Source organism: uncultured Aquimarina sp. (assembly GCF_947496855.1).
Classification (GTDB): Bacteria; Bacteroidota; Bacteroidia; order Flavobacteriales; family Flavobacteriaceae; genus Aquimarina.
In genome coordinates, this window is the sequence record NZ_CANMED010000002.1 from 767,948 (window position 1) to 787,440 (window position 19,493).

16 protein-coding genes are annotated in these 19,493 nt (G+C 32.7%); 13 read left to right on the top strand and 3 right to left on the bottom strand.

Features of this window, described 5'->3' with window-relative positions; genetic code table 11:
- Window positions 1-11 precede the first annotated feature (11 nt).
- The 11 genes from Q0921_RS09275 to Q0921_RS25070 all read left to right on the top strand — a co-directional run bounded on the left by Q0921_RS09275 (window position 12) and on the right by Q0921_RS25070 (window position 12,688).
- Entirely contained in the window at window positions 12-659 is a 648-nt protein-coding gene (locus Q0921_RS09275; protein WP_299256052.1) for an SPFH domain-containing protein, read from the top strand.
- Between the two features lie 23 nt (window positions 660-682).
- Complete coding sequence (locus Q0921_RS09280; protein ID WP_299256054.1) at window positions 683-2,782, top strand: flotillin family protein; 2,100 nt, start codon at window positions 683-685, stop codon at window positions 2,780-2,782.
- A 213-nt stretch (window positions 2,783-2,995) separates the two neighbouring features.
- Window positions 2,996-3,238, top strand: a complete 243-nt coding sequence (locus Q0921_RS09285; protein WP_299256055.1) for a hypothetical protein — start codon at window positions 2,996-2,998, stop codon at window positions 3,236-3,238.
- Between the two features lie 35 nt (window positions 3,239-3,273).
- The gene (locus Q0921_RS09290; RefSeq protein WP_299256056.1) at window positions 3,274-3,573 is read left to right on the top strand and encodes a hypothetical protein; all 300 of its coding nucleotides are present in this window, start codon (window positions 3,274-3,276) and stop codon (window positions 3,571-3,573) included.
- 19 nt (window positions 3,574-3,592) lie between these two features.
- Window positions 3,593-3,949, top strand: coding sequence for a hypothetical protein (locus tag Q0921_RS09295; RefSeq protein ID WP_299256057.1), 357 nt, complete (start codon window positions 3,593-3,595; stop codon window positions 3,947-3,949).
- A 74-nt stretch (window positions 3,950-4,023) separates the two neighbouring features.
- Window positions 4,024-5,028, top strand: coding sequence for a lipopolysaccharide assembly protein LapB (locus Q0921_RS09300; protein WP_299256058.1), 1,005 nt, complete (start codon window positions 4,024-4,026; stop codon window positions 5,026-5,028).
- A gap of 83 nt (window positions 5,029-5,111) precedes the next feature.
- Window positions 5,112-10,031: a DNA repair ATPase gene (locus Q0921_RS09305; protein ID WP_299256059.1), complete on the top strand. Its 4,920-nt coding sequence runs from the start codon at window positions 5,112-5,114 to the stop codon at window positions 10,029-10,031.
- Between the two features lie 200 nt (window positions 10,032-10,231).
- Window positions 10,232-11,590 (top strand): right-handed parallel beta-helix repeat-containing protein, encoded by a 1,359-nt coding sequence (locus tag Q0921_RS09310; protein WP_299256060.1) that lies wholly within the window; start codon window positions 10,232-10,234, stop codon window positions 11,588-11,590.
- A 28-nt stretch (window positions 11,591-11,618) separates the two neighbouring features.
- On the top strand, window positions 11,619-12,197 hold the full coding sequence (locus Q0921_RS09315; RefSeq protein ID WP_299256061.1) for a hypothetical protein: 579 nt from the start codon (window positions 11,619-11,621) through the stop codon (window positions 12,195-12,197).
- Between the two features lie 183 nt (window positions 12,198-12,380).
- Window positions 12,381-12,500 carry a GIY-YIG nuclease family protein gene (locus Q0921_RS25065; protein ID WP_367183334.1) on the top strand — a complete coding sequence of 40 codons (120 nt, stop codon included), beginning with the start codon at window positions 12,381-12,383 and terminating at the stop codon, window positions 12,498-12,500.
- Window positions 12,497-12,688 (top strand): hypothetical protein, encoded by a 192-nt coding sequence (locus Q0921_RS25070; RefSeq protein ID WP_367183335.1) that lies wholly within the window; start codon window positions 12,497-12,499, stop codon window positions 12,686-12,688. Before Q0921_RS25065 ends, Q0921_RS25070 begins: the two co-directional genes overlap by 4 nt.
- A 167-nt stretch (window positions 12,689-12,855) precedes the next feature.
- Here the strand turns inward: Q0921_RS25070 and Q0921_RS09325 are convergent, their stop codons facing one another.
- A complete protein-coding gene (locus Q0921_RS09325; RefSeq protein WP_299256062.1) occupies window positions 12,856-16,038 on the bottom strand; it encodes a DUF5060 domain-containing protein in 3,183 nt (1,060 codons plus the stop codon).
- Between the two features lie 343 nt (window positions 16,039-16,381).
- On the opposite strand from Q0921_RS09325, the gene Q0921_RS09330 reads away from it, so the two are divergent.
- The gene (locus tag Q0921_RS09330) at window positions 16,382-16,870 is read left to right on the top strand and encodes a MarR family transcriptional regulator (protein WP_299256063.1); all 489 of its coding nucleotides are present in this window, start codon (window positions 16,382-16,384) and stop codon (window positions 16,868-16,870) included.
- Entirely contained in the window at window positions 16,867-17,340 is a 474-nt protein-coding gene (locus Q0921_RS09335; protein WP_299256064.1) for a GNAT family N-acetyltransferase, read from the top strand. Before Q0921_RS09330 ends, Q0921_RS09335 begins: the two co-directional genes overlap by 4 nt.
- Window positions 17,341-17,405: 65 nt before the next feature.
- Here Q0921_RS09335 and Q0921_RS09340 read toward each other — a convergent pair whose 3' ends face one another.
- Window positions 17,406-18,260 (bottom strand): carbohydrate-binding protein, encoded by an 855-nt coding sequence (locus tag Q0921_RS09340; protein WP_299256065.1) that lies wholly within the window; start codon window positions 18,258-18,260, stop codon window positions 17,406-17,408.
- Between the two features lie 22 nt (window positions 18,261-18,282).
- Window positions 18,283-19,098: a carbohydrate-binding protein gene (locus tag Q0921_RS09345; RefSeq protein WP_299256066.1), complete on the bottom strand. Its 816-nt coding sequence runs from the start codon at window positions 19,096-19,098 to the stop codon at window positions 18,283-18,285.
- Window positions 19,099-19,493: the final 395 nt, after the last annotated feature.

Here is a 19,493-nt window from a genome sequence, read left to right on the forward strand (position 1 = left end):
ACAAACTAGTAATGCCGGAACACTTAATTTCATTTATGGGCATTGCAATCAGTTTTATAATAATACTGATTATATTTTATTTTATAATTTTTTTAAAATCTTATAAAAAACCAAAACAAGGGCAGGCAATAGTTAGATCAGGGCTTAAAGGTGTGCAAATTGGAATACATAAAGGAATATTTGTAATACCAGTTTTTCACACGTTAGAATATGTAGACCTTACCATTAAGAAGATCAACATTGAACATAAAGAAAATGAGGGAATTATTTGTAAAGACTTTCTAAGGGCCGATATAAATATGAATTTTTATCTAAAAATACAAAATACATCAGATAGCATCTTACAAGTTTCAACTATGATTGGTTGTGAAAGAACATTTGACGAAAATCAACTAAAAGACATATTTCAAACTAAGTTCTCTGAGGCGATAAAAACCATTGCTTTTAAATTTGAATATGAAGAACTACATCATAAACAAATAGAATTTAGAGATGAAATTTTGCTTCTAATAGGAACAGACCTTAATGGATATGTAATTGATGATTTTGTTATTGAATATATAAAACAAACACCAATCGCATTTCTAAACCCTAATAACATATTAGATGCAAAAGGAATTAAAAAAATAAAAGAATTAACAGAAATCGAAAATAAATAACAACTAATAAACACTAAACTATTATGACAAGCATTTTACCATTTATTGGCATCGGGATAGGCTTGATTCTATTCTTAATCATTGTATACTTTGCGATCATCGCCATGTTCTACAAAAAAATCCCCCAAGGACAAGCACTTGTAAGAACTGGGTTTAAAGGAACACAAGTAGCAACAGATAAAGGATTATATGTCGTTCCTGTATTTCACAGAGTAGAAATCATGGACATATCTGTTAAGAAAATTCAAATCGAACGTTTAGGAGGTGATGGATTAGTCTGTAAAGACAATATGAGAGCCGATATTAAAGTAGCTTTTTTCGTTAGAGTAAATAGTGATATAGATTCTATTAAAAAAGTAGCTCAGACTATTGGTTGTGAAAGAGCTTCAGAAGTATCAACTTTAGAAGAATTATTTGAAGCTAAATTCTCAGAAGCCTTAAAAACAGTAGGTAAGAAATTTCAATTCACCGAGTTATATGAGGCAAGACGTGAATTCAGAGATGAAATCGTGAATATAATAGGTACAGATCTTAATGGATACACCCTTGAGGATTGTGCAATTGACTACTTAGAGCAAACACCTGTTTCATTTTTAAAAATGGACAATATATTAGATGCAGAAGGTATCAAAAAAATTACTGAATTAACCGCGGCTCAAAATATGAAAGCTAATCTTATCAAACGTGATGAGGAAAAAGTTATTCGTAAACAAGATGTAGAAGCACGTGAAGCAATTTTGGAATTAGATAAGCAATTAGCAGAAAAAGAAGAACAACAGAGACGTGAGATTTCGAATATCAAAGCACGTGAAGAAGCAGAAATACTAAAAGTATCTGAAGAAGAAAGACTAAAATCTGAAACAGCTCGTATCTCTACGGAAGAAAAAGTAAAAGTTGCTGAAGAAAATATGCAACGTCAGATCATAGTAGCCGAGAAAAATAAGCAACGTACCAATGCTGTAGAAACAGAAAGAGTAGAAAAAGACAGGATGCTAGAAGCTACAGAGCGTGAACGTATCGTAACCCTAGCTCAAATTGAAAAAGAAAAAGTAGTAGAAGTTGAAAAGAAAAACATCCAAGATGTGATTCGCGATCGTGTTACTTTAGAAAAAGGCGTGGTGGAAGAGCAAGAGAATATGAAGGATATTCAAGCTTTTAAAACAGCTGATCGTGACAAACAAGTAAAAATCACTATTGCTGAAGCAAATGCAGAAGAAGCATTAATTTCTACTATCAAAGCTGCCGAAGCGCAAAAAGAAGCTGCTAAGCAAAAAGCGGAAGAAATCAATATCGAAGCATTAGCGCATAAAGAAGCAAGTGAAAAAGAAGCTGCTGCAAGAAAAACATTAGCAGAAGCACAAGCAAAAGAAGAAGCTACTATAGGTATGTCTGAAGCGCAGGTAATGCACGCAAAAGCAGAGGCTCACGAACGTCAAGGAATTGTAGAAGCTTCTATTATCGAGAAAAAAGCAAAAGCAGAAGCTGCAGGAATCTCTGCAAAAGCAGGAGCCTTAAAAGAAGAAGGTGTTGCAGAAGCCGAAGTAATCAAAGAAAAAGCACTTGCCAAAGCAATTGGTGATAAAGAAATTGCTTTAGCAGAAGCAGTCGGAATCGAAGAAAAAGCGGAAGCAATGAAGAAGCTTGATGGTGTTGGAAAAGAACATGAAGAGTTCAAATTAAGATTAGATAAAGAATTACAAGTAGACTTAGCCGAAATCAATATCCAAAAAGAAATTGCATACGCACAGGCGGATGTAATAGGAGAAGCCCTAAAAGCTGCTAATATTGATATTGTTGGTGGAGAAACCATGTTCTTTGATCAAATTATTGGACAAGTAACCAAAGCAAAAGGATTTGACAGATTGGTAAAACATTCTGATACTGTAAAAGATGTAAAAGATGCCATCTTAGGAAGCGACGATGTAAAAGGGAATCTTTTAGAAAAAGTAAAAGAATTTGCTACTAAGTACGGTGTCTCTTCAGAAGACATAAAAAACCTTACAATTGCTAATATTCTAATGGATCTTAAACAGAAATCAACAAATCAAGACGAAAATGATCTGTTTAATAATCTTTTTAACCTAGCAAAAGGATTAGGGTTATCTGACAAAAAATTGAAATAACATTCAGGAAAACACTCCTCCTTCAAAAGGAGGAGAATGAGTTTCGCGAAGCGGAAGAAAGAGGAGATTAAAACTCCACAAAACTTTATGAATACTATTACAAATACATTTTTAGACCCATAAAAGTCAATCCCAGAAAGTCTTGAGCTCTCTTTGGGGTAGCGAGTGATTGACTAGATGGGATTTGTTTAACTTTTAAAATACGGTTTAATTATGAGTATAGCAGCAATGGTTGCTTCGATTAAATTTAATGATCGAAGAAATAAAAGAGATGCTTTTAGCCACATAAACGGAACTACAGATGCCAAAAGTCAAGGAATCAAAGTAGAGCCTGTTTCTGAAGAAACATTACAAGAAATCAGAACTAAGATTCAGAAACAAAATCGATTAACTACTATCAAAATAATAGCAGTTTTTTCGATTGCTATCATAGCAACAATTTGGTTGTTATTCTAAAAGATCATTGAAATATAATTTAAAACTTGAAACGTATGAGTGCAATTTCAGGAATGAACATTTCGATGAAGAATAATAATCGGAGAGTTACAAGAGAAGCGTTTAGTCATATCAGTGGCGAATCTGATGAAAAAAGTCAGGGAATTAAAGTAGAGCCAGTTTCTGAAGAAGTTCTAATGGAAATTAGACAAAAGATGAAACAACAACAAAAGATAACAAGAATAAAGAATGTCTTTATCACCATTTTTGGTTTATTTCTAGTGGCTTTTGTTTTTTGGGCAGTGGTATCACATTTTCAAAATGATCCAGGAGTTAGTTTTGGACCTTTTAGATAACAAAAAAAAGAAAAGGATTATGAATAAAAAGTTTTTAGGATTAATAGCAGTTTTAATAGTCGCAATTGGGGTTTTAGCATTTAACAACTATTCCAAAAAAGAAGGGTTGATAAAAAATGGTGTTATCACAACTGCAGTTATAGACAAAATTTCGACAAATAAGATTGATAATGAATTCTCACCTACTGTAGAGAATATACATGTAAAATACACTTATATTATTGATTTAAAAGGGTATACAAAAACAGAAGAAATCTCGAGGCACGAGCATGACTTATATTTTACCAAAACAGGAAAAGTAGGTGATTCTGTAAACATCACCTATGATTCAGAAAAACCAACTAATTCTAGGATGGAGAAGATTAACAAAAAATGAAAGAATCCTAAAAAAACGTGGCGGAATATCAAAAAGAATAAATCCAACATATAACCAAAAAAAACATTCAAAAAGTGTCAATATTTAAAGCTTTTATTTATTTGATTTTTGCGTCGATAATCTTTTTAGTTATTGATGGTTTTGCTGCAAAGAAAGAATATTATAAGGGAATTATTATTGACAAAAAGTATGCTAACAATACGGGGCTTTCTGGTGGAAGTACAACTGGAGAAACTCCTTTTGCTCCAATACCGGAACAAAAAACCGACCCTAAAGGATTTTCTTTCTCAATAAGAGGGGAATCTAATCAAACAGTTCACGTAATTCCTAATAACGAAATGTATCACAATGCTTCATTAGGTGATTCTATAACTTATATTAAATATAAAGGATTGTTGACAAGTATTTTGTGGAATACAATTCCACAAAAGTTAGAAAAACACCCTAATAATACTAATTATTTAAAAATTCAACGAGAAAAAAAAATAAACAACCCTTTGAACAAAGAGACTTTACAGTTGCATTCAAGGATTAAAAAAATCTATAAAAAAGCTGATACTGATCTTTCCAAGGGTATTGAATATGCTGATTCACTAATTCATAATGATGAATTCTTATCTAAACAGAATAAAATAGCAAACATACAAGTTATCATTGGGGAAATTCTTTATGATAATAATCAAATAGATTTGGCTTTAGAAAGATTTCTTTTGGTTAAAAAGAAAGAACCTAAGCATCTTAAAAATGACGCCAATATTGCAGGATGCTATATAAAAAAAGGAGACTACAAAAAAGCTTTAGAATTACTTACGGAGGCATCAAACATAAATAAAGATTTTAAATGGTTGATTGGAAATTATTATGAGGTAATAAAAAGTAAACCTAATGCTATAAATGTATATAAAGAATTATACGACTCTGATAACCAAGCCTATTCCTATTGTAAAGAAAGAATAGAAGAACTTCAAAATTCTAAAGCAAAAATGTACGAAGAATTAAAATACTTAAAGAGAAGAGAACGAACCATTATGTTAATAAATAATTCAGGAGGATTTAAAGTTAAGACGGTTAAATATTAAAGTCTAATTATAGTCAGTTATTAATTTCCTCGAAAAAAGAGGGAAATCAATTTTAACTCTAACTAAAAACTAGAGTAACAACTATGGAAGAAACCAACACGAACAACATACAACTAGACGGAGGAACCTATGAGATCATCCAAAAACGTTTGCAAAAACAAAAGGGTGAACTCCAAAACCGTCTTACACAACTCAATGATGAGAGAAAAGAAGTTTTTGGTAGTGTAGAAACAAAACTAATTGCCAATAATCGTATCAACACAGAGAATAATTGTATAGCCCGAGATATTGTAACTATCGGCGATTTTTGTCTTTTTGGATATAATGTTCATTTCGGATTACGAACGGAAATAAAACTAGATGATGTATTCAGTGTATATACGTATGTTGATGATCATTTTGTAAATAAAAAATTAGACCTTATTAATGATGCTGTTTTCATTGATGACTTCACGAATCTATATAAATACTATCGTAACACCATCTTTTCTAAGTTTGCTATTGTTGGTAATTATCTTCATATGGTATTTCAGCTCAGCGAAAGTGTTTCTGATATCAAAACTTTTAAATGGTTAGTAAACCAAGGAACTCTTACCTATGTAGATAACCGAAGTGAGCACGAATTTAAATTTCCAAAACAATATGAATTCGAATGGGTGGAGGTTACGCGTGACATGCATCGTTATGGAATACATCCACATATTTCTATATTAGATAAAGTTTTTGTAGAAACTGTAGGTGGCGATCTTACCATCAAAATCGAAGATAATACTGATGACGGAAAAGGAATTTATAATGAAGCTGTAGAACAAGTAGACCAGACCCTAGATGATGGTCAATATCGATATGCGAATTTGGGGAACCTTATCGCTTTAGAAATAAAACCTTTTCAAGAAACACCACGATATTTCGTGTATAATCATAAGGTACAAGAAGTTAAAAAAATTGAATCTATCAAAGATGCTTGTGTCCTCTTACCTGATGACCAAGGAATTATATATCCTAACGGATACTATCTACAATCCGGAGAAGTTAAACTATTTACGAACGAGGTTTCTGAAGTTAAATTTCAGGAGAAAATTAGTTCACCTAATGGAGAAGACTTCTTATACGTGTTTTATGAAAGTGAAAAAGGGCTCTATACCTTAATGTCCTATAATGTCATCGAACAAGAAGTAAAAACTCCAATTGTTTGTAATGGTTTTACCATTTTATCAGATGGAGAATTATGTTATTTCAAAACTGAAGACGAACAAACTAAACATCACGTCATTCAAATATGGCAAACTCCTTTCTTAAAAGGAAACGAGATCCCTTCAGAGCATACAGACACATTATTATATAAAATTGGCAATAAAGATATCGTAAAGGCAATGGCTGAGTGCCATGCCTTAATCACACTACTTAATAAGGAAGATAATTATGATGGATTATATGATGATTTGGCTAAATCTTCTGGTGAAATTATTGATAGTTATTATTGGATTAGAGAAGAAGATACTCTTCGCTTAGATGTTCCCCTAGGAGAAATAAGTAATGCTGCTAATGCTGCTATTGATGAGTTTGAGAAAGTAGTACAACTGCGCAGAACTGCCACCAATGTCACCAAAGAAACTAAAGAAACTGCAGAAGGTATATTTAACAAGATAAAAAGTAGTTCATTTCGTTCTATTGATGACTTTGTGCACGTATTATCACAACTAAGAACGTTACGTGGTGAAGTGATTGGTTTAAATGATATTAGATATATTGATAAACAGTTTATTACTGATCTAGAAACTGAAATTGCAGAACAAACTGATAAAATTTCACAACGTTGTGTGCAATTCTTATTAGATGATAAAGCACTACTACCCTATCACGCTCGTGTAGAAGAAAAACAGCAAGAACTCGAAGCTATTAAGAAGGTAATAGAAGCTAAGAAACTAGAAGAAGAAGTCAACCAGATCGCAAAAGATTTGGAAATGCTTATTGATATCGTTTCTAATCTTCAAATCGAAGACACTTCGCACTCTACCAAGATCATTGATAATATATCTTTGATTTTTGCAACGATTAATCAGTTAAAAGCTGGAATTAAAAATAAAATAAAATCACTAGGTAGTAAAGAAGCTAACGCAGAGTTTGCGGCTCAGTTAAAACTAGTGGATCAGAGCATTATCAATTATCTTGATATTGCCAATACCCCAGAAAAGACAGATGAATTACTAAACAAAGTCTCTGTTCAACTAGAAGATCTAGAAGGTAGGTTTGCGGATTTCGAAGTGTTTATTACACTGATTATCGAAAAACGCGAGGAAGTATATAATGCTTTTGAAGCTAGAAAAAATAGCTTAATTGAGGCAAGGAATAAAAAAGCCGTTGCTCTTGAAAATGCAGCAAGCCGAATATTAAAAGGAGTTACTAAAAAAGCATTAAGTTTTGATTCTACTGCTGATATCAATGGGTATTTTGCCTCTGATTTAATGATTAATAAACTTAGGGATATCATAGCGAATTTAATGGAATTGGATGATGCTGGTAAAGCTGAGACTATTGAAACTGCATTAAAAGTTGCCAAAGAAGATGCTACTCGTAAGCTAAAAGACAAACAAGATCTCTATGAAGATGGTGAGAATATCATCAAACTAGGAAAACATAAGTTTGGTGTAAACAAACAACCATTAGATCTTACTATCGTTTATAAAGATAATACGCTACAATATCATCTCACGGGAACCGATTTCTATCAAGAAATTGAAAACGAAATATTACTAAAGTCGGAAAAATACTGGGATCAAGAACTAATTTCTGAAAACCAAGAGATTTATCGTTCTGCATATTTAGCATATAAATTATTTACTACTAAAAAAGACGAGTTAGTCAATTTGGGAGAAGAAGAACTACTAGAACTCATAAAATCGGAAAGCAGTAAAAACTATGCTGAAGGATATGTAAAAGGAGTTCATGACGTGGATGCTGCCACAATTCTAAAGGTTTTAGTGAGTAAAGATCATGATCTTGGGTTATTACGTTATGACTCACTCTCTAGATCCTATGCACAGTATTTTTGGAATAGTTTAAATACAGAAAAGAAAACATATTGGAACGATACTATAAAAGCATCAGGAGAAGTTTTAGAAATTTTCTCAGATAGTACGGAGTATCAAACCATACTTTCTGATTTAGAAAAAGAGGTTTCAAATACTGAAATTATAATAACATTATTAAAACATGAAAGACTTCGACAAGCTCAGTCTGAAAATGATAATTCTGATTTCACACTGAGCTTGTCAAAGCGAATTGCTAGCTATCTTTTTACTGAACTGCAAACAGATGATATATTTTGTATCAGTCAAACTGCAAATGAATTACACGATACGTTTCTTGCCGAATTAGAAAAGAAAAAAGTAGCAACCAAGTTTAAAAAATCTATAGAACCTACTAATGAAAAGAGTCAGAAAGATGTAATACGTTTAACATTGCAATGGGTTACTGCTTTTCTAAAAGCGCATCACCCAGAACAAATAGAATATGCACAGGAAATTGTATGTGTTTTATTATATAAAAAGGAATCTGTTTCAGAAATAATTCATGTAAATCCTTCGCAAACTATCGAAGGGTTAAAAGGAAGTCACTCAACTATAAATGAAGGTAGTTTTGAATTTAATTATCATCAATTTATTACTCAATTATCCGACTTTTCTCGCATAGAAGCACCAGCATTCTCAGCATATCGAGAAGCAAAACATGCAGTAACTGATTCCTTAAAGGATGACCTTAAACTAGAAGAATTTAAACCAAGAGTTTTATCCTCTTTTGTCCGTAACAAGTTGATTGATCAGGTATATTTACCTTTATTTGGTGATAATCTTTCTAAACAACTGGGAAGCGTTGGTGACAATAAACGTACAGATAGAATGGGTATGTTATTATTGATTTCTCCACCTGGATATGGTAAAACAACCTTGATGGAATATATGGCAAACCGTTTAGGATTGGTATTTATGAAAATAAATGGCCCAGCTATTGGTCACGAAGTTACTTCTGTAGATCCAATGGCTGCTACTAACTCTGCTGCTCGCGAAGAATTAAAAAAACTAAATCTAGCATTCGAGATGGGTAATAATGTCATGTTATACCTAGACGACATCCAGCATTGTAATCCAGAGTTTTTGCAAAAATTTATTTCATTAGCCGATGGTACCCGTAAGATTGAAGGAATCTACAATGGAAAACCTAAAACATATGACCTACGGAGCAAGAAATTCTGTGTAATAATGGCCGGAAATCCATATACCGAAAGTGGAGATAAATTTCAGATTCCGGATATGTTAGCAAATAGAGCGGATATATACAATCTGGGAGATATTATTGGCGATACCGCAGATTTATTCAAACTCAGTTTGATAGAAAATGCTTTGACATCTAACCCTGTATTACACCAGTTAAGTAGTAAATATTTTGAAGATATTTATGGATTAATTGAAATGGTAGAATCTGGTAATCAAGAAGGTATAGAATTAAAAGGAAATCACACTAAGCAAGAAACACAAGATTATCTAGCAGTGTTAGAAAAAGTAGTGACCATTCGTAATACAGTGATGCAAGTAAATGCCACATATATACAATCCGCAGCGATGGAGGACTCATATCGTACAGAACCTTCATTTAAATTACAAGGATCCTATCGCGATATGAGTAAACTAGTAGCTAAAGTAGTTCCGATTATGAACGAAAAAGAATTACAAACGCTACTCCTATCGCATTATGAGAATGAGTCACAAACATTAACCAGTGCTGCAGAAGCAAACCTTCTTAAATATAAAGAATTAACAAATACCATTGAAGGCGAAGAAGCTACACGTTGGGAAACTATCAAAGAAACTTTTATCAAAAACAATAAGTTAAAAGGCTTTGGTGATAAAAACGAAATGGCACAAGTATTGGCGCAGATGATGCAGTTTAGTGAACATTTATCAGGAATTCAGGATGTATTGAAGAAAGGATTGGAGAAAGATTAAAAAATTAGGTTTCCAAAACAAAACACCTTTTATAAGCTTCTAAATAGAGTGTTATTTTTTTAATTTGAACAAAACAATGGTTTAAAAAAAGAGTTATTAGATAAATCGTTTATACTATTTACAAACAACAAATTACTCGTAACTAATTCATTATAATGAATATAAAAACAAAACACTTCTCGAATTGCGTACTTATTTTTATGCTTATTTTTATTACATCTTGTAATAATGAAAGCTTGAACTCTAGTGATCAGCCTTCAGCATATGACGCGGACCCAGAAGATTTGGATAATAATGGATTACCCGTAATTATTTTTGATATTGAATTACCTACAATACTTGATAATTCAGAATACATTATTGATTTAGATCAATGGGACATTCCTAATAATCGTACCGATGCTATTAAAACGACTACCAATTTACAGACTGCAATTGATTGGGCTCATCAAGAAGGATATGGAAGAGTGATACTGCCAGAGGGAATCTATCTAATAGGTGAAAGTATAAATGAAATCTATCAAGGAGGTATCGAAATACACGGAGATACTGAATTTATATTTAGTCCAGGAGCAATTCTAGAAATGGCTACTAATAATAAATGGAATTATTGTGTAATTAGTCTAAATGGAGATAACATAATAATTCGTGATGGTATAATTAAAGGTGACCGAAATACACACATTTTCACACCTCGTGATTCTGATGGAAAGACAGCTCATGATGAAGGTCATGGAATCTGTGTTTGGAATACAAATAATCAAGTGGTTATCGAAAACATGGAAATCCAAGACCTAACTGGTGATGGTTCTTTAGTATTGGATTCTAATGATGTAACTTTTGTGAATAATAATATCCATAACAATAGACGTCAGGGTATTTCTATAGTGGGCGGTAAACGTATTGAAATAAGGAATAATGAAATACATCATATTAACGGGACTGCTCCACAGTTTGGTATTGATATAGAGGGGCCTGGTCGTGTAGATGAAGATATATTAATTCAGAATAATTATTTTCATCATAATTCAGGTGGTGATATAGTTAACACTAGCGGTGAAAATGTATATATTCTTGACAATATCATGGAACAAGGTGAAGGCAGTACATACTTAGACGGTCCTATCGTTAGTTGGCATAAAACCCATAATATTATTGCCAGAAACACTATTACAATGCTTTCAGGTTCCGCTAATGGCAGGTTAGGATATATTCAATATTCTGGTGGAGGCGATAAAGGACACAACAGAGCAACTTTTGTACATGATAATGTATGTAATAATTGTGGTATGTATATGTACAAAAGTTCTCAAGCAGATGTTCGCCGTAATAAATTTTTAGGATATTTTTTAGCCTTTAGTGATTTTGAAAACGCAATATTAATCGACAATTTAGTAACGTATTCTGAAGCACATCCTAACCTTAGATTTTGTTGGTCATATCGTTTTGAAAATGTTACAGGAGTGGCCGAAGGAAATTATTTAGAAGACACTTTAGAAGAAATTCCTTTATCAGAAATCGAATCATATTCATTACAATGTGTAATTGATGGCTGGTAAAAGGTATTAGAGAAATAATAATAATAATATGATAAAACTAAAAACATTAGCCAGCTTTACTATTCTGTTTATGTGTATTTTTTCTTTTAGTAGTTGCACAAAAAAAAATCATAACACGGAATTAGTTCAAAATTATTACGATCAACTAAACCATAGTAACTATACAGAATTATCAAAATTTGTTGGGGATAGTATAACTATTAGTGAGGCAGATTATAACACAAATTATTCTAAAAACGATTACTACAAATTTTTTCAGTGGGATTCTGTATTCTCTCCAAAATATGAAATATTAGAGATTAAAGAAATTGATAATAAAATGGAAATTAGAGTTTCTAAAATATGTACAAGGATAAAATTTCTAAATGAAAAACCTATTATCTCCAAAGAAGTAATAGAAATAAAGAACCAGAAAATTTCCAAAATAAAAAATATAGAAATGGATTCTGACTTTAAACTTTGGAATACTACAAAAAATGAGATGGTTACTTGGATCAAAAAAAATCATCCTCAGTTAGATGGTTTTATCTACGATCAGACCAAAACAGGTGCTCAAAATTATGTGAAAGCGATGGATTTATACAAAGAGTTTAACGGTAAGAATTAAAAGGTTCCTTATCTAGTATAATTAATAATTTTATATTTTTTGTCATTCCAGAATAAATCTGGAATCCATTTTCATGAATGTTCCTCCATTTTGGATCCCAGCCTACGCTGGGATGACAAAATAGAATAAATCCGGAACAAGTATTGTCATTCCGGCGTAGGCCGGAATCCAAAATAAACACAAATGCTAAAACCTGAACATCAATACTTAGTTTACGTTCTTTCTAACAAGAAAAATGGAACTCTTCATATTGGAATGACAAACAACCTAGAAAGAAGGATTTTCAAACATAAAATAAATTGATAGAAGGGTTTTCGAAAAAATATGATTTAAATATTTTGGTTTATTTTGAAGTGTATCAGTATGTAAATGATGCTATTCTAAGAGAAAAAAGACTAAAAAACTGGAATCGGCAATGGAAAATAAACTTGATAGAAGAAGACAATCCCGATTGGAACGATTTAGCATTAGACTGGAACGATTATCATTAATCGTGGATTCCGGCCTATGCCGAAATGAGAAATCCTATACTACCTGACTGTATTTAAGTCATTATAAGCAAAATAATTACCAAACACTTATTATACAATATAAAAAAGGGCTGAAATTACTAGTAATTTCAGCCCTTTCAGAAAAATAGTTAGCTAGTTAGTTACTACTATTTCTTTATGAATTTTAATGTGTTTTGAATTCCTTTATCACGAATTACCATAAAATAAACCCCAGAAGGAATTCTGGATATATCGATCGTATTATTTTCTGATTCCGAAATAGCTATAGAAGACATTACTTTTCTTCCTGTTACATCATAAATTGAAGCCATTCCTTTAGTTAACCCTTTTACATTAATCAAATCTCGAGCAGGGTTTGGATATAAACTAAATTCCTTAACATCAAAATCATCCACAGAAAGTGCACAATCAACAAGTACTTCATCCGGTCCTACTCCGCTGGGTTTAGTGTAGGATTGAGACAGTACAAACTTATCCATCTCTACGCCATCCTCTCTCATAGAAAAAGAGATCGTATGCACTCCTGCTGAAGGAACATCAATATATATTAATTCTGCTTCTCCACAGTGATTAGCGTCAGTTCTTTGTTTACTTTCCCAAGTCCACTGATTCTTACCAGCACACCACTGCATTCTTTGTCCTGATGAAGGCCAAGTACCATCAATTCCTACATGAATCCCATTATCCTCTGATCCTGTAGAATATAGTCGTACCCATACAAAGTATCTTCCTGGAGTGCTGAATTTCACTTTATAATCCAAAATACCAACAACACCAGGTGTATTAGAAAAACTTTCTCCATTTACTAACGGATCATCATGTGTAACTCTTGTATCTGGCAAAATCTCTAAGTAACCATCACCACTAGCAGAAGCGTGATGACTAGGATCTGGATCTGGTGTCGGAGTAGAAACCGTTCCATCCTGGAAATACCATTTTCTCTTATCGGTTTTTGATTGACCTTCGAAATGTTCTGCTTCTACTGCTACGATTCCATTTTCTTCTAAAGCAACACAACTGCTACTTCCATCTCCTCCACCTCCGTCATCATTACAATCTAATTCTAAAACAAGCTTTGGAGCATTGGTCCCTTCTTTAGATGAAAAAGAAACGTCATTCCCTCCTGTTTGCTTTATCACTAGCGAAACTGTTTCTCCAGGGTTAATTCCGGATAAGTTCCATTCATATGACTGACCTTCACTATATGTAGTATTTAAAGAACCTATGAGCGTGCCTTCTCCAGGTTTATTACTATCAGAAAGATTACTTTCTGTCCAGTTGTTTGAAGTGCCTTTATATATTTCGATAAGTCCACTACCACCATCAGTGCTAACAGACATTTGTAATTTCACTCCAGTTACAGCTTCTGATGGAGTTGGTACCACAAACTGCAAATAAGACACCCTGTTTCCACTTTCAACTCTTAATTCTGAAGTATTGAATGAAGTAGTTCCTTGTAAATAGGCATCCTGAGAAACTGTCACATTCTGCGCATTATTACAATCTGTTCCATCAGATTCTCCTTTAATTAAAGCCACCCAATCGTTGGTATCTGGTGCTGATATAGCATTAGATACTGCAGTTTCACCACTTAAGCTTCCTCCTGATCTTGGATTATACCATTGTACTTGCCATGTTCCGGAAGGTAAATCGATATTTGTAGATCCTCCGTTTGGAAGATATACTGCATATACCTCACCTGATTTTGCAAAAACATAATCATTACCACTAGAAGTAACTTCATCAGCGCTTACCATTTCTGTCATATATGGTTGTAAATAATTATTAAAGAAGTCAAGAGCATACCCTCCCTCTTTATACTTATTACCACGTTTCCTGTGATCATTCCCGTTAATATCTCCGTCATCATCGGTATATCCACTATAATACTCTACTCCTGTTCCCCCAGCCATTAGCGTAGCCCATAAAACATCTTCTCTAACTTCTTTATCAGAAACTCTGACACCCTCTCCCGCGCTACCTTGTTCATCATTAGCAACTATCCATTTTTTACCAGCATTACTTGATTTCTCAAGCCACCTTCTTACATCATTATGTACATTACTCTTATCAGTTTGTATAGATGCTCCTGTAAGCTCGGAACTAGACCCCAATAATGGATCATATCGTTGATCTTGTTGATTTGGGTATGTATGTATTACTATATTGTGATCGTAAGGGTCTAAGTCTTTAATATAAGATGCGGTTGATTTTACTACATTATCAGCTAACGTTGTTTCTTCTGTAAGATTCCAATTAAGGGCTAAATGGTGTCCGAAACGAGCAATAAGCTCACGGTAATATAATTTTCTTTCACGTCCAAAACCATTTCCATCCATCAGATTATCGTTTTCTGTCTCCATCGTTTTAAAATGTAGATAAATACCTTTTTTATCAGCATATTCCATTACTTTCTCCCATTGTGCCATTTTAGAAACATCAAAACGATCCTTATTCACTTTACTCCATTGTTGAGCGCGAGCCGTATTTCCATACTCTTCTAGAGATACTTGTAAGGTATGTGGAAAAACTGCTCCACCATCTCCACTAGAATTCCAAGTTAAAAAAGACATTACATTAGCTCCTTCACTAGAAAGATAATTTAACATCCCTAACATCTCAGTTCCTTTTCCATTACTCCAAGTGTAAGAACTTGCATCAGCAGCAACGTAATCTTGCTGATGCGGTTGCCAAGTTTTACTTCCAATTTTATTCAAATTATTATTATAGCTAGGTGTAGCATCAAAATCTACATAATTTAATGCATTTTCTGGTGAATCAGCTCCTGCTTTTACAAACCAAGGACCGTTAGGGTTTTCTGGATTGGTTCCTATATGTCTTAAGTAATGTTCTCCCACATATTTTAATCTGCCAAGTTCTTTACTTCTAAAATCTCTTCCGGATTTATCAGATTCTCCTACAGTAAAAGATCCGGTATCTCCATCCATAAATCCAGCGCTAGATCCACCTCCGTTAATAGCTACATCAGATCCAGTAATAAATTCTGTAGACCAGTCCCAAGTTCCTGTTTGTTCAGGGCTAAAATGTACTTGCCAAATATTACCTGAATCACAACTGGAATCTGCAGCATCATTGCACCCTGCGTAAAATCCTGGAACTACATACGAAAGATTTCCATTAGTAAAAGTAACTTCTAATCTATAATCCGAAAAAGGATTTGGATTTGCCGCTTCTGAAGTACTAGGCCCTTCAAAAGATAAAGTAATTTTATGCCATCGTTTTAATTCTCCTTCTGGGGTTTGCGCTACTGCAAAAGAAGCTAGCATTAGTAATGCTGTTAAAAGTTTTAATCGAGTTAAAAAAATCATGCGTGGTTAATTTAATATTGAGTTTAGTTTCGTTGATTCTAAAAAGTAATAGGTAAAAAACTATCGTTTTTAGTAATGAGTTCAGTTATATTCAAAAAAAGTGTAATTAACTAACAACGGAAATCAAATTCGCATAGTATCTTAAAACATATCTAAATAGTATTCGTAATCAAAAAAACAATATTCGCAAACATCTGTTTAGTATTCGATCAAAGCCTATAACATCTCTGTTTTTATAAAAATCACAGTTAAAATTCCTTCCCACGTTATCTAAAAAAAATAGAATATACTTTTTAAAAGAAAAAAATTATGTAAATTTACATAAGTGCTTATATAACTACTTATGAAAGATGCGTTACAAGAATTTGGAGAACTCGGTTTAGGCTCCAGATTAAATAGACTAAGTGAATATCTAATGAAAGAAACTCAACTCTTGTACACTACATTGAAAATAGATTTTGACCCTTATCTATTTCCTATTTTTAAAATTATAATAGACCAAAAAGACACGACCACTTCAGAGATAAAAGAACAATTGCAATATACCCAACCTGCTATTACACAAGCTATAAAAAAGCTTCTAACTAAAGAATTAATCAAGTTTCGAGTCGATAAAACTGATAAAAGAAAAAAGCTTTTTCAACTATCTAATAAAGGAAAAAAAACACATAAACAATTGGTTCCTGTTTGGGATGCAATAGACAAGCAAGTAAAATGGCTTACAGAAGGTTCTTCAACAAGTTTAACACGTCATTTAACTCACATGGAAAATCAATTTAAAGAAAAAGCACTTAGCACCCGTATACTAGAAAATCTAAAAGAACAATTATGAACTCCATCAAACAAATAGAAATCATACCCTTTGACCCCAAATATGCAAAAGATTTTGCCGACCTTAATGTAGAATGGCTAGAAAAATACTTTGTAGTAGAGGAACACGATGTAGGCTTACTGGAAAGGTGTGAAGAAACCATTATCAATACGGGTGGTTATATTTTCTTTGCCAAATCAGGAGATGAAATTGCCGGAACATTTTCCTTAATTAAAATAGAAGAAGGAATCTATGAATTGGGAAAAATGGCGGTGTCCCCAAAATTTCAAGGACAGAGAATAGGGCAACAATTGGTGTCTTTCTGTCTTAATTTTGCTAAAGATCAGCACTGGGTCAAGTTAATTTTATACTCTAACAGAATCTTAAAAAATGCCATACATATTTACAGAAAATATGGCTTTGTAGAAATTGAGTTAGAAAAAAATTCTCCCTATCTACGAAGTAATATCAAAATGGAGTTAACTCTCTGAAAATTAAAATCCGCCATACAAACACACATGTAAGGCGGACTTCTCCATTAAATAAACGTCTTTATTTAATTGTAAGAATTTATAGTTACTTTATAATTATTACCATAATTATTATCCCAGTATTCGTTTCCATTTACTCTATACACAATTACATATTCTAAATTATCTTCTGAAGCGGCCAGTCTAGCATAACCTTGCCATCTTTCTATGTCAAAATTATTAGGACTCTGGATAGAATACAAAGGCCCGTTTGTCCAAGTTTGCCTAAAGGTTAATGGCACATATGATTGTGTTTGCCATCCATCAGAAGAATACACTACTCCAACTTCCTTATTAAGTGATAAATTTCTTACGTCTACGGTAATATTAAACGTGTTTTTGTTATCATAAGGAAAATAAGATAAACTCACGAAATCAGTATCTACACTAACTTGAAGGCTTTGATCAGCAAAAAAAGATCCTTCTGATTGGGACATTGCATAATTAGAACCATTATTATTATCCCAATAAGTGATCCCATCGACCTCGTACTGCACTACGAACTCATCTGCATAAATACGATCAATACTATAACCTCCTTGATTATATGCTACCGTCCAAATTTCATTTTGCCCATCATCTATAGTTTGGTTATACGTTAAGGGAATTTCATCCCAATTTCCATCCAACCTCTGATGATAAATACTTACATTTTTATCATATGCTAGATTCGCTACTTTAACTGTAAACTTTCTAGCATATGCTTGATATCCTCTGTATGAACTATATGTGGTCCAAGCTTTCAGAAGACTTACCGGATTTGAGCTTTTAGCAGCTATTTCATTAGTAATGATTTTAGCTTCTCGATTTTCAGAAAAATCATCTTCTATGCTACAGGATAGCACTAATAGGCTCATAAATAAATAGAAATACTTTTTCATTATTGTATATGATTTGCGATTGTTAATATATAACCTTACTCAATGTATAATTCCTTCCATAATTATTATCCCAATATTCTTGTCCATCTACTTTGTAAACGATAGCAAAGTCTATGGATTGAACATCTTCAGACACTCGAATAGATGTGTCATAAATATCTACATCAAATTGATTTGGACTCATGATGTAATGTGCATATCCTACCCGAAAATATCTTTGATATGTTAGAGGAATTGTAGTTTTTGTCGCCCAACTATCCGTTGTATAAACTACCTCCACAGTTGTCGTAGTACCATAATTACGCCTTGAATTAACATTTATCGCAAACGATGAACCTGTAGATCTTGTAAAACTTTTATTAAGCTCTACGTTCATTTCTGGTGATAAATATCCTCCCACATTTACCAGCATACTATAGTTCTTCCCGTTATTATTATCCCAATACGTTTTTCCATTCACCATATACTTTACCACGAACTCGTCACTATAAACCTCATAATCAGGAGTAAGCTCTCCTATCCATATCTCTTCATCATTATCAATAGTTTGTTCAAATGTCAATGGTATATCTACCCAATTTCCATCAAAAGTCGCGTGATGGATTACAACTTCTTTTTGATAACCTAGGTTTTTTACTTTTACCTTAAATTTTCTCTGGTAATTGATATGCACAGGACTGCTTCTATTCGCCGTCCAAGCACTTAATAATTTTACGTTTTCAGAACTAATTTTTTCTGATAGTTCAATTGATTTAATTTCAGAATCTAAATTGTCTACATCCGATGTACAAGAAAATAGACCCAGGATTACACTAAGTACTAAATAAATTTTTCTCATGATTGTGGTTTTTGTTTAAGATGTTAGCTGTAAAAATTACTTTTCGAAAAGTTTAGCTCATTGCTTTATAGCTACTATGAAGTAAGAGAAGAAAAATTCTATCAGCAATTCTGCGAGGTGTATTTAACAATTATTTTAACGAAAAACGTTTTCGGAAAAATTATCGTTTAACATTTAATTAACAATACTAAAGTTGCTTTTATAAACTCCTATTTTTCCGAGGTAAATATTAAAAAAATGATATTTCCATCGAAAAAATTTCGTTTGAATTTTTCGAAAATTTTAGCTCCAAAAAACCACAAAAACCTTGGTTTACGAAAAAAACAAATTATTTTTAGTTATCTGAAAATGAATATTATAAAATACAATTCATTAAAACACCAATAAGAATATCT

What these genes read in the sequence shown, in the direction of transcription:
- Q0921_RS09275 (WP_299256052.1), top strand. Translation starts at nt 12, where the DNA reads ATGCCGGAACACTTAATTTCATTTATGGGCATTGCAATCAGTTTTATA.
- Q0921_RS09280 (WP_299256054.1), top strand. Translation starts at nt 683, where the DNA reads ATGACAAGCATTTTACCATTTATTGGCATCGGGATAGGCTTGATTCTA.
- Q0921_RS09285 (WP_299256055.1), top strand. Translation starts at nt 2,996, where the DNA reads ATGAGTATAGCAGCAATGGTTGCTTCGATTAAATTTAATGATCGAAGA.
- Q0921_RS09290 (WP_299256056.1), top strand. Translation starts at nt 3,274, where the DNA reads ATGAGTGCAATTTCAGGAATGAACATTTCGATGAAGAATAATAATCGG.
- Q0921_RS09295 (WP_299256057.1), top strand. Translation starts at nt 3,593, where the DNA reads ATGAATAAAAAGTTTTTAGGATTAATAGCAGTTTTAATAGTCGCAATT.
- Q0921_RS09305 (WP_299256059.1), top strand. Translation starts at nt 5,112, where the DNA reads ATGGAAGAAACCAACACGAACAACATACAACTAGACGGAGGAACCTAT.
- Q0921_RS09310 (WP_299256060.1), top strand. Translation starts at nt 10,232, where the DNA reads ATGCTTATTTTTATTACATCTTGTAATAATGAAAGCTTGAACTCTAGT.
- Q0921_RS09315 (WP_299256061.1), top strand. Translation starts at nt 11,619, where the DNA reads ATGATAAAACTAAAAACATTAGCCAGCTTTACTATTCTGTTTATGTGT.
- Q0921_RS25065 (WP_367183334.1), top strand. Translation starts at nt 12,381, where the DNA reads ATGCTAAAACCTGAACATCAATACTTAGTTTACGTTCTTTCTAACAAG.
- Q0921_RS09325 (WP_299256062.1), bottom strand. Translation starts at nt 16,038, where the DNA reads ATGATTTTTTTAACTCGATTAAAACTTTTAACAGCATTACTAATGCTA.
- Q0921_RS09330 (WP_299256063.1), top strand. Translation starts at nt 16,382, where the DNA reads ATGAAAGATGCGTTACAAGAATTTGGAGAACTCGGTTTAGGCTCCAGA.
- Q0921_RS09335 (WP_299256064.1), top strand. Translation starts at nt 16,867, where the DNA reads ATGAACTCCATCAAACAAATAGAAATCATACCCTTTGACCCCAAATAT.
- Q0921_RS09340 (WP_299256065.1), bottom strand. Translation starts at nt 18,260, where the DNA reads ATGAAAAAGTATTTCTATTTATTTATGAGCCTATTAGTGCTATCCTGT.
- Q0921_RS09345 (WP_299256066.1), bottom strand. Translation starts at nt 19,098, where the DNA reads ATGAGAAAAATTTATTTAGTACTTAGTGTAATCCTGGGTCTATTTTCT.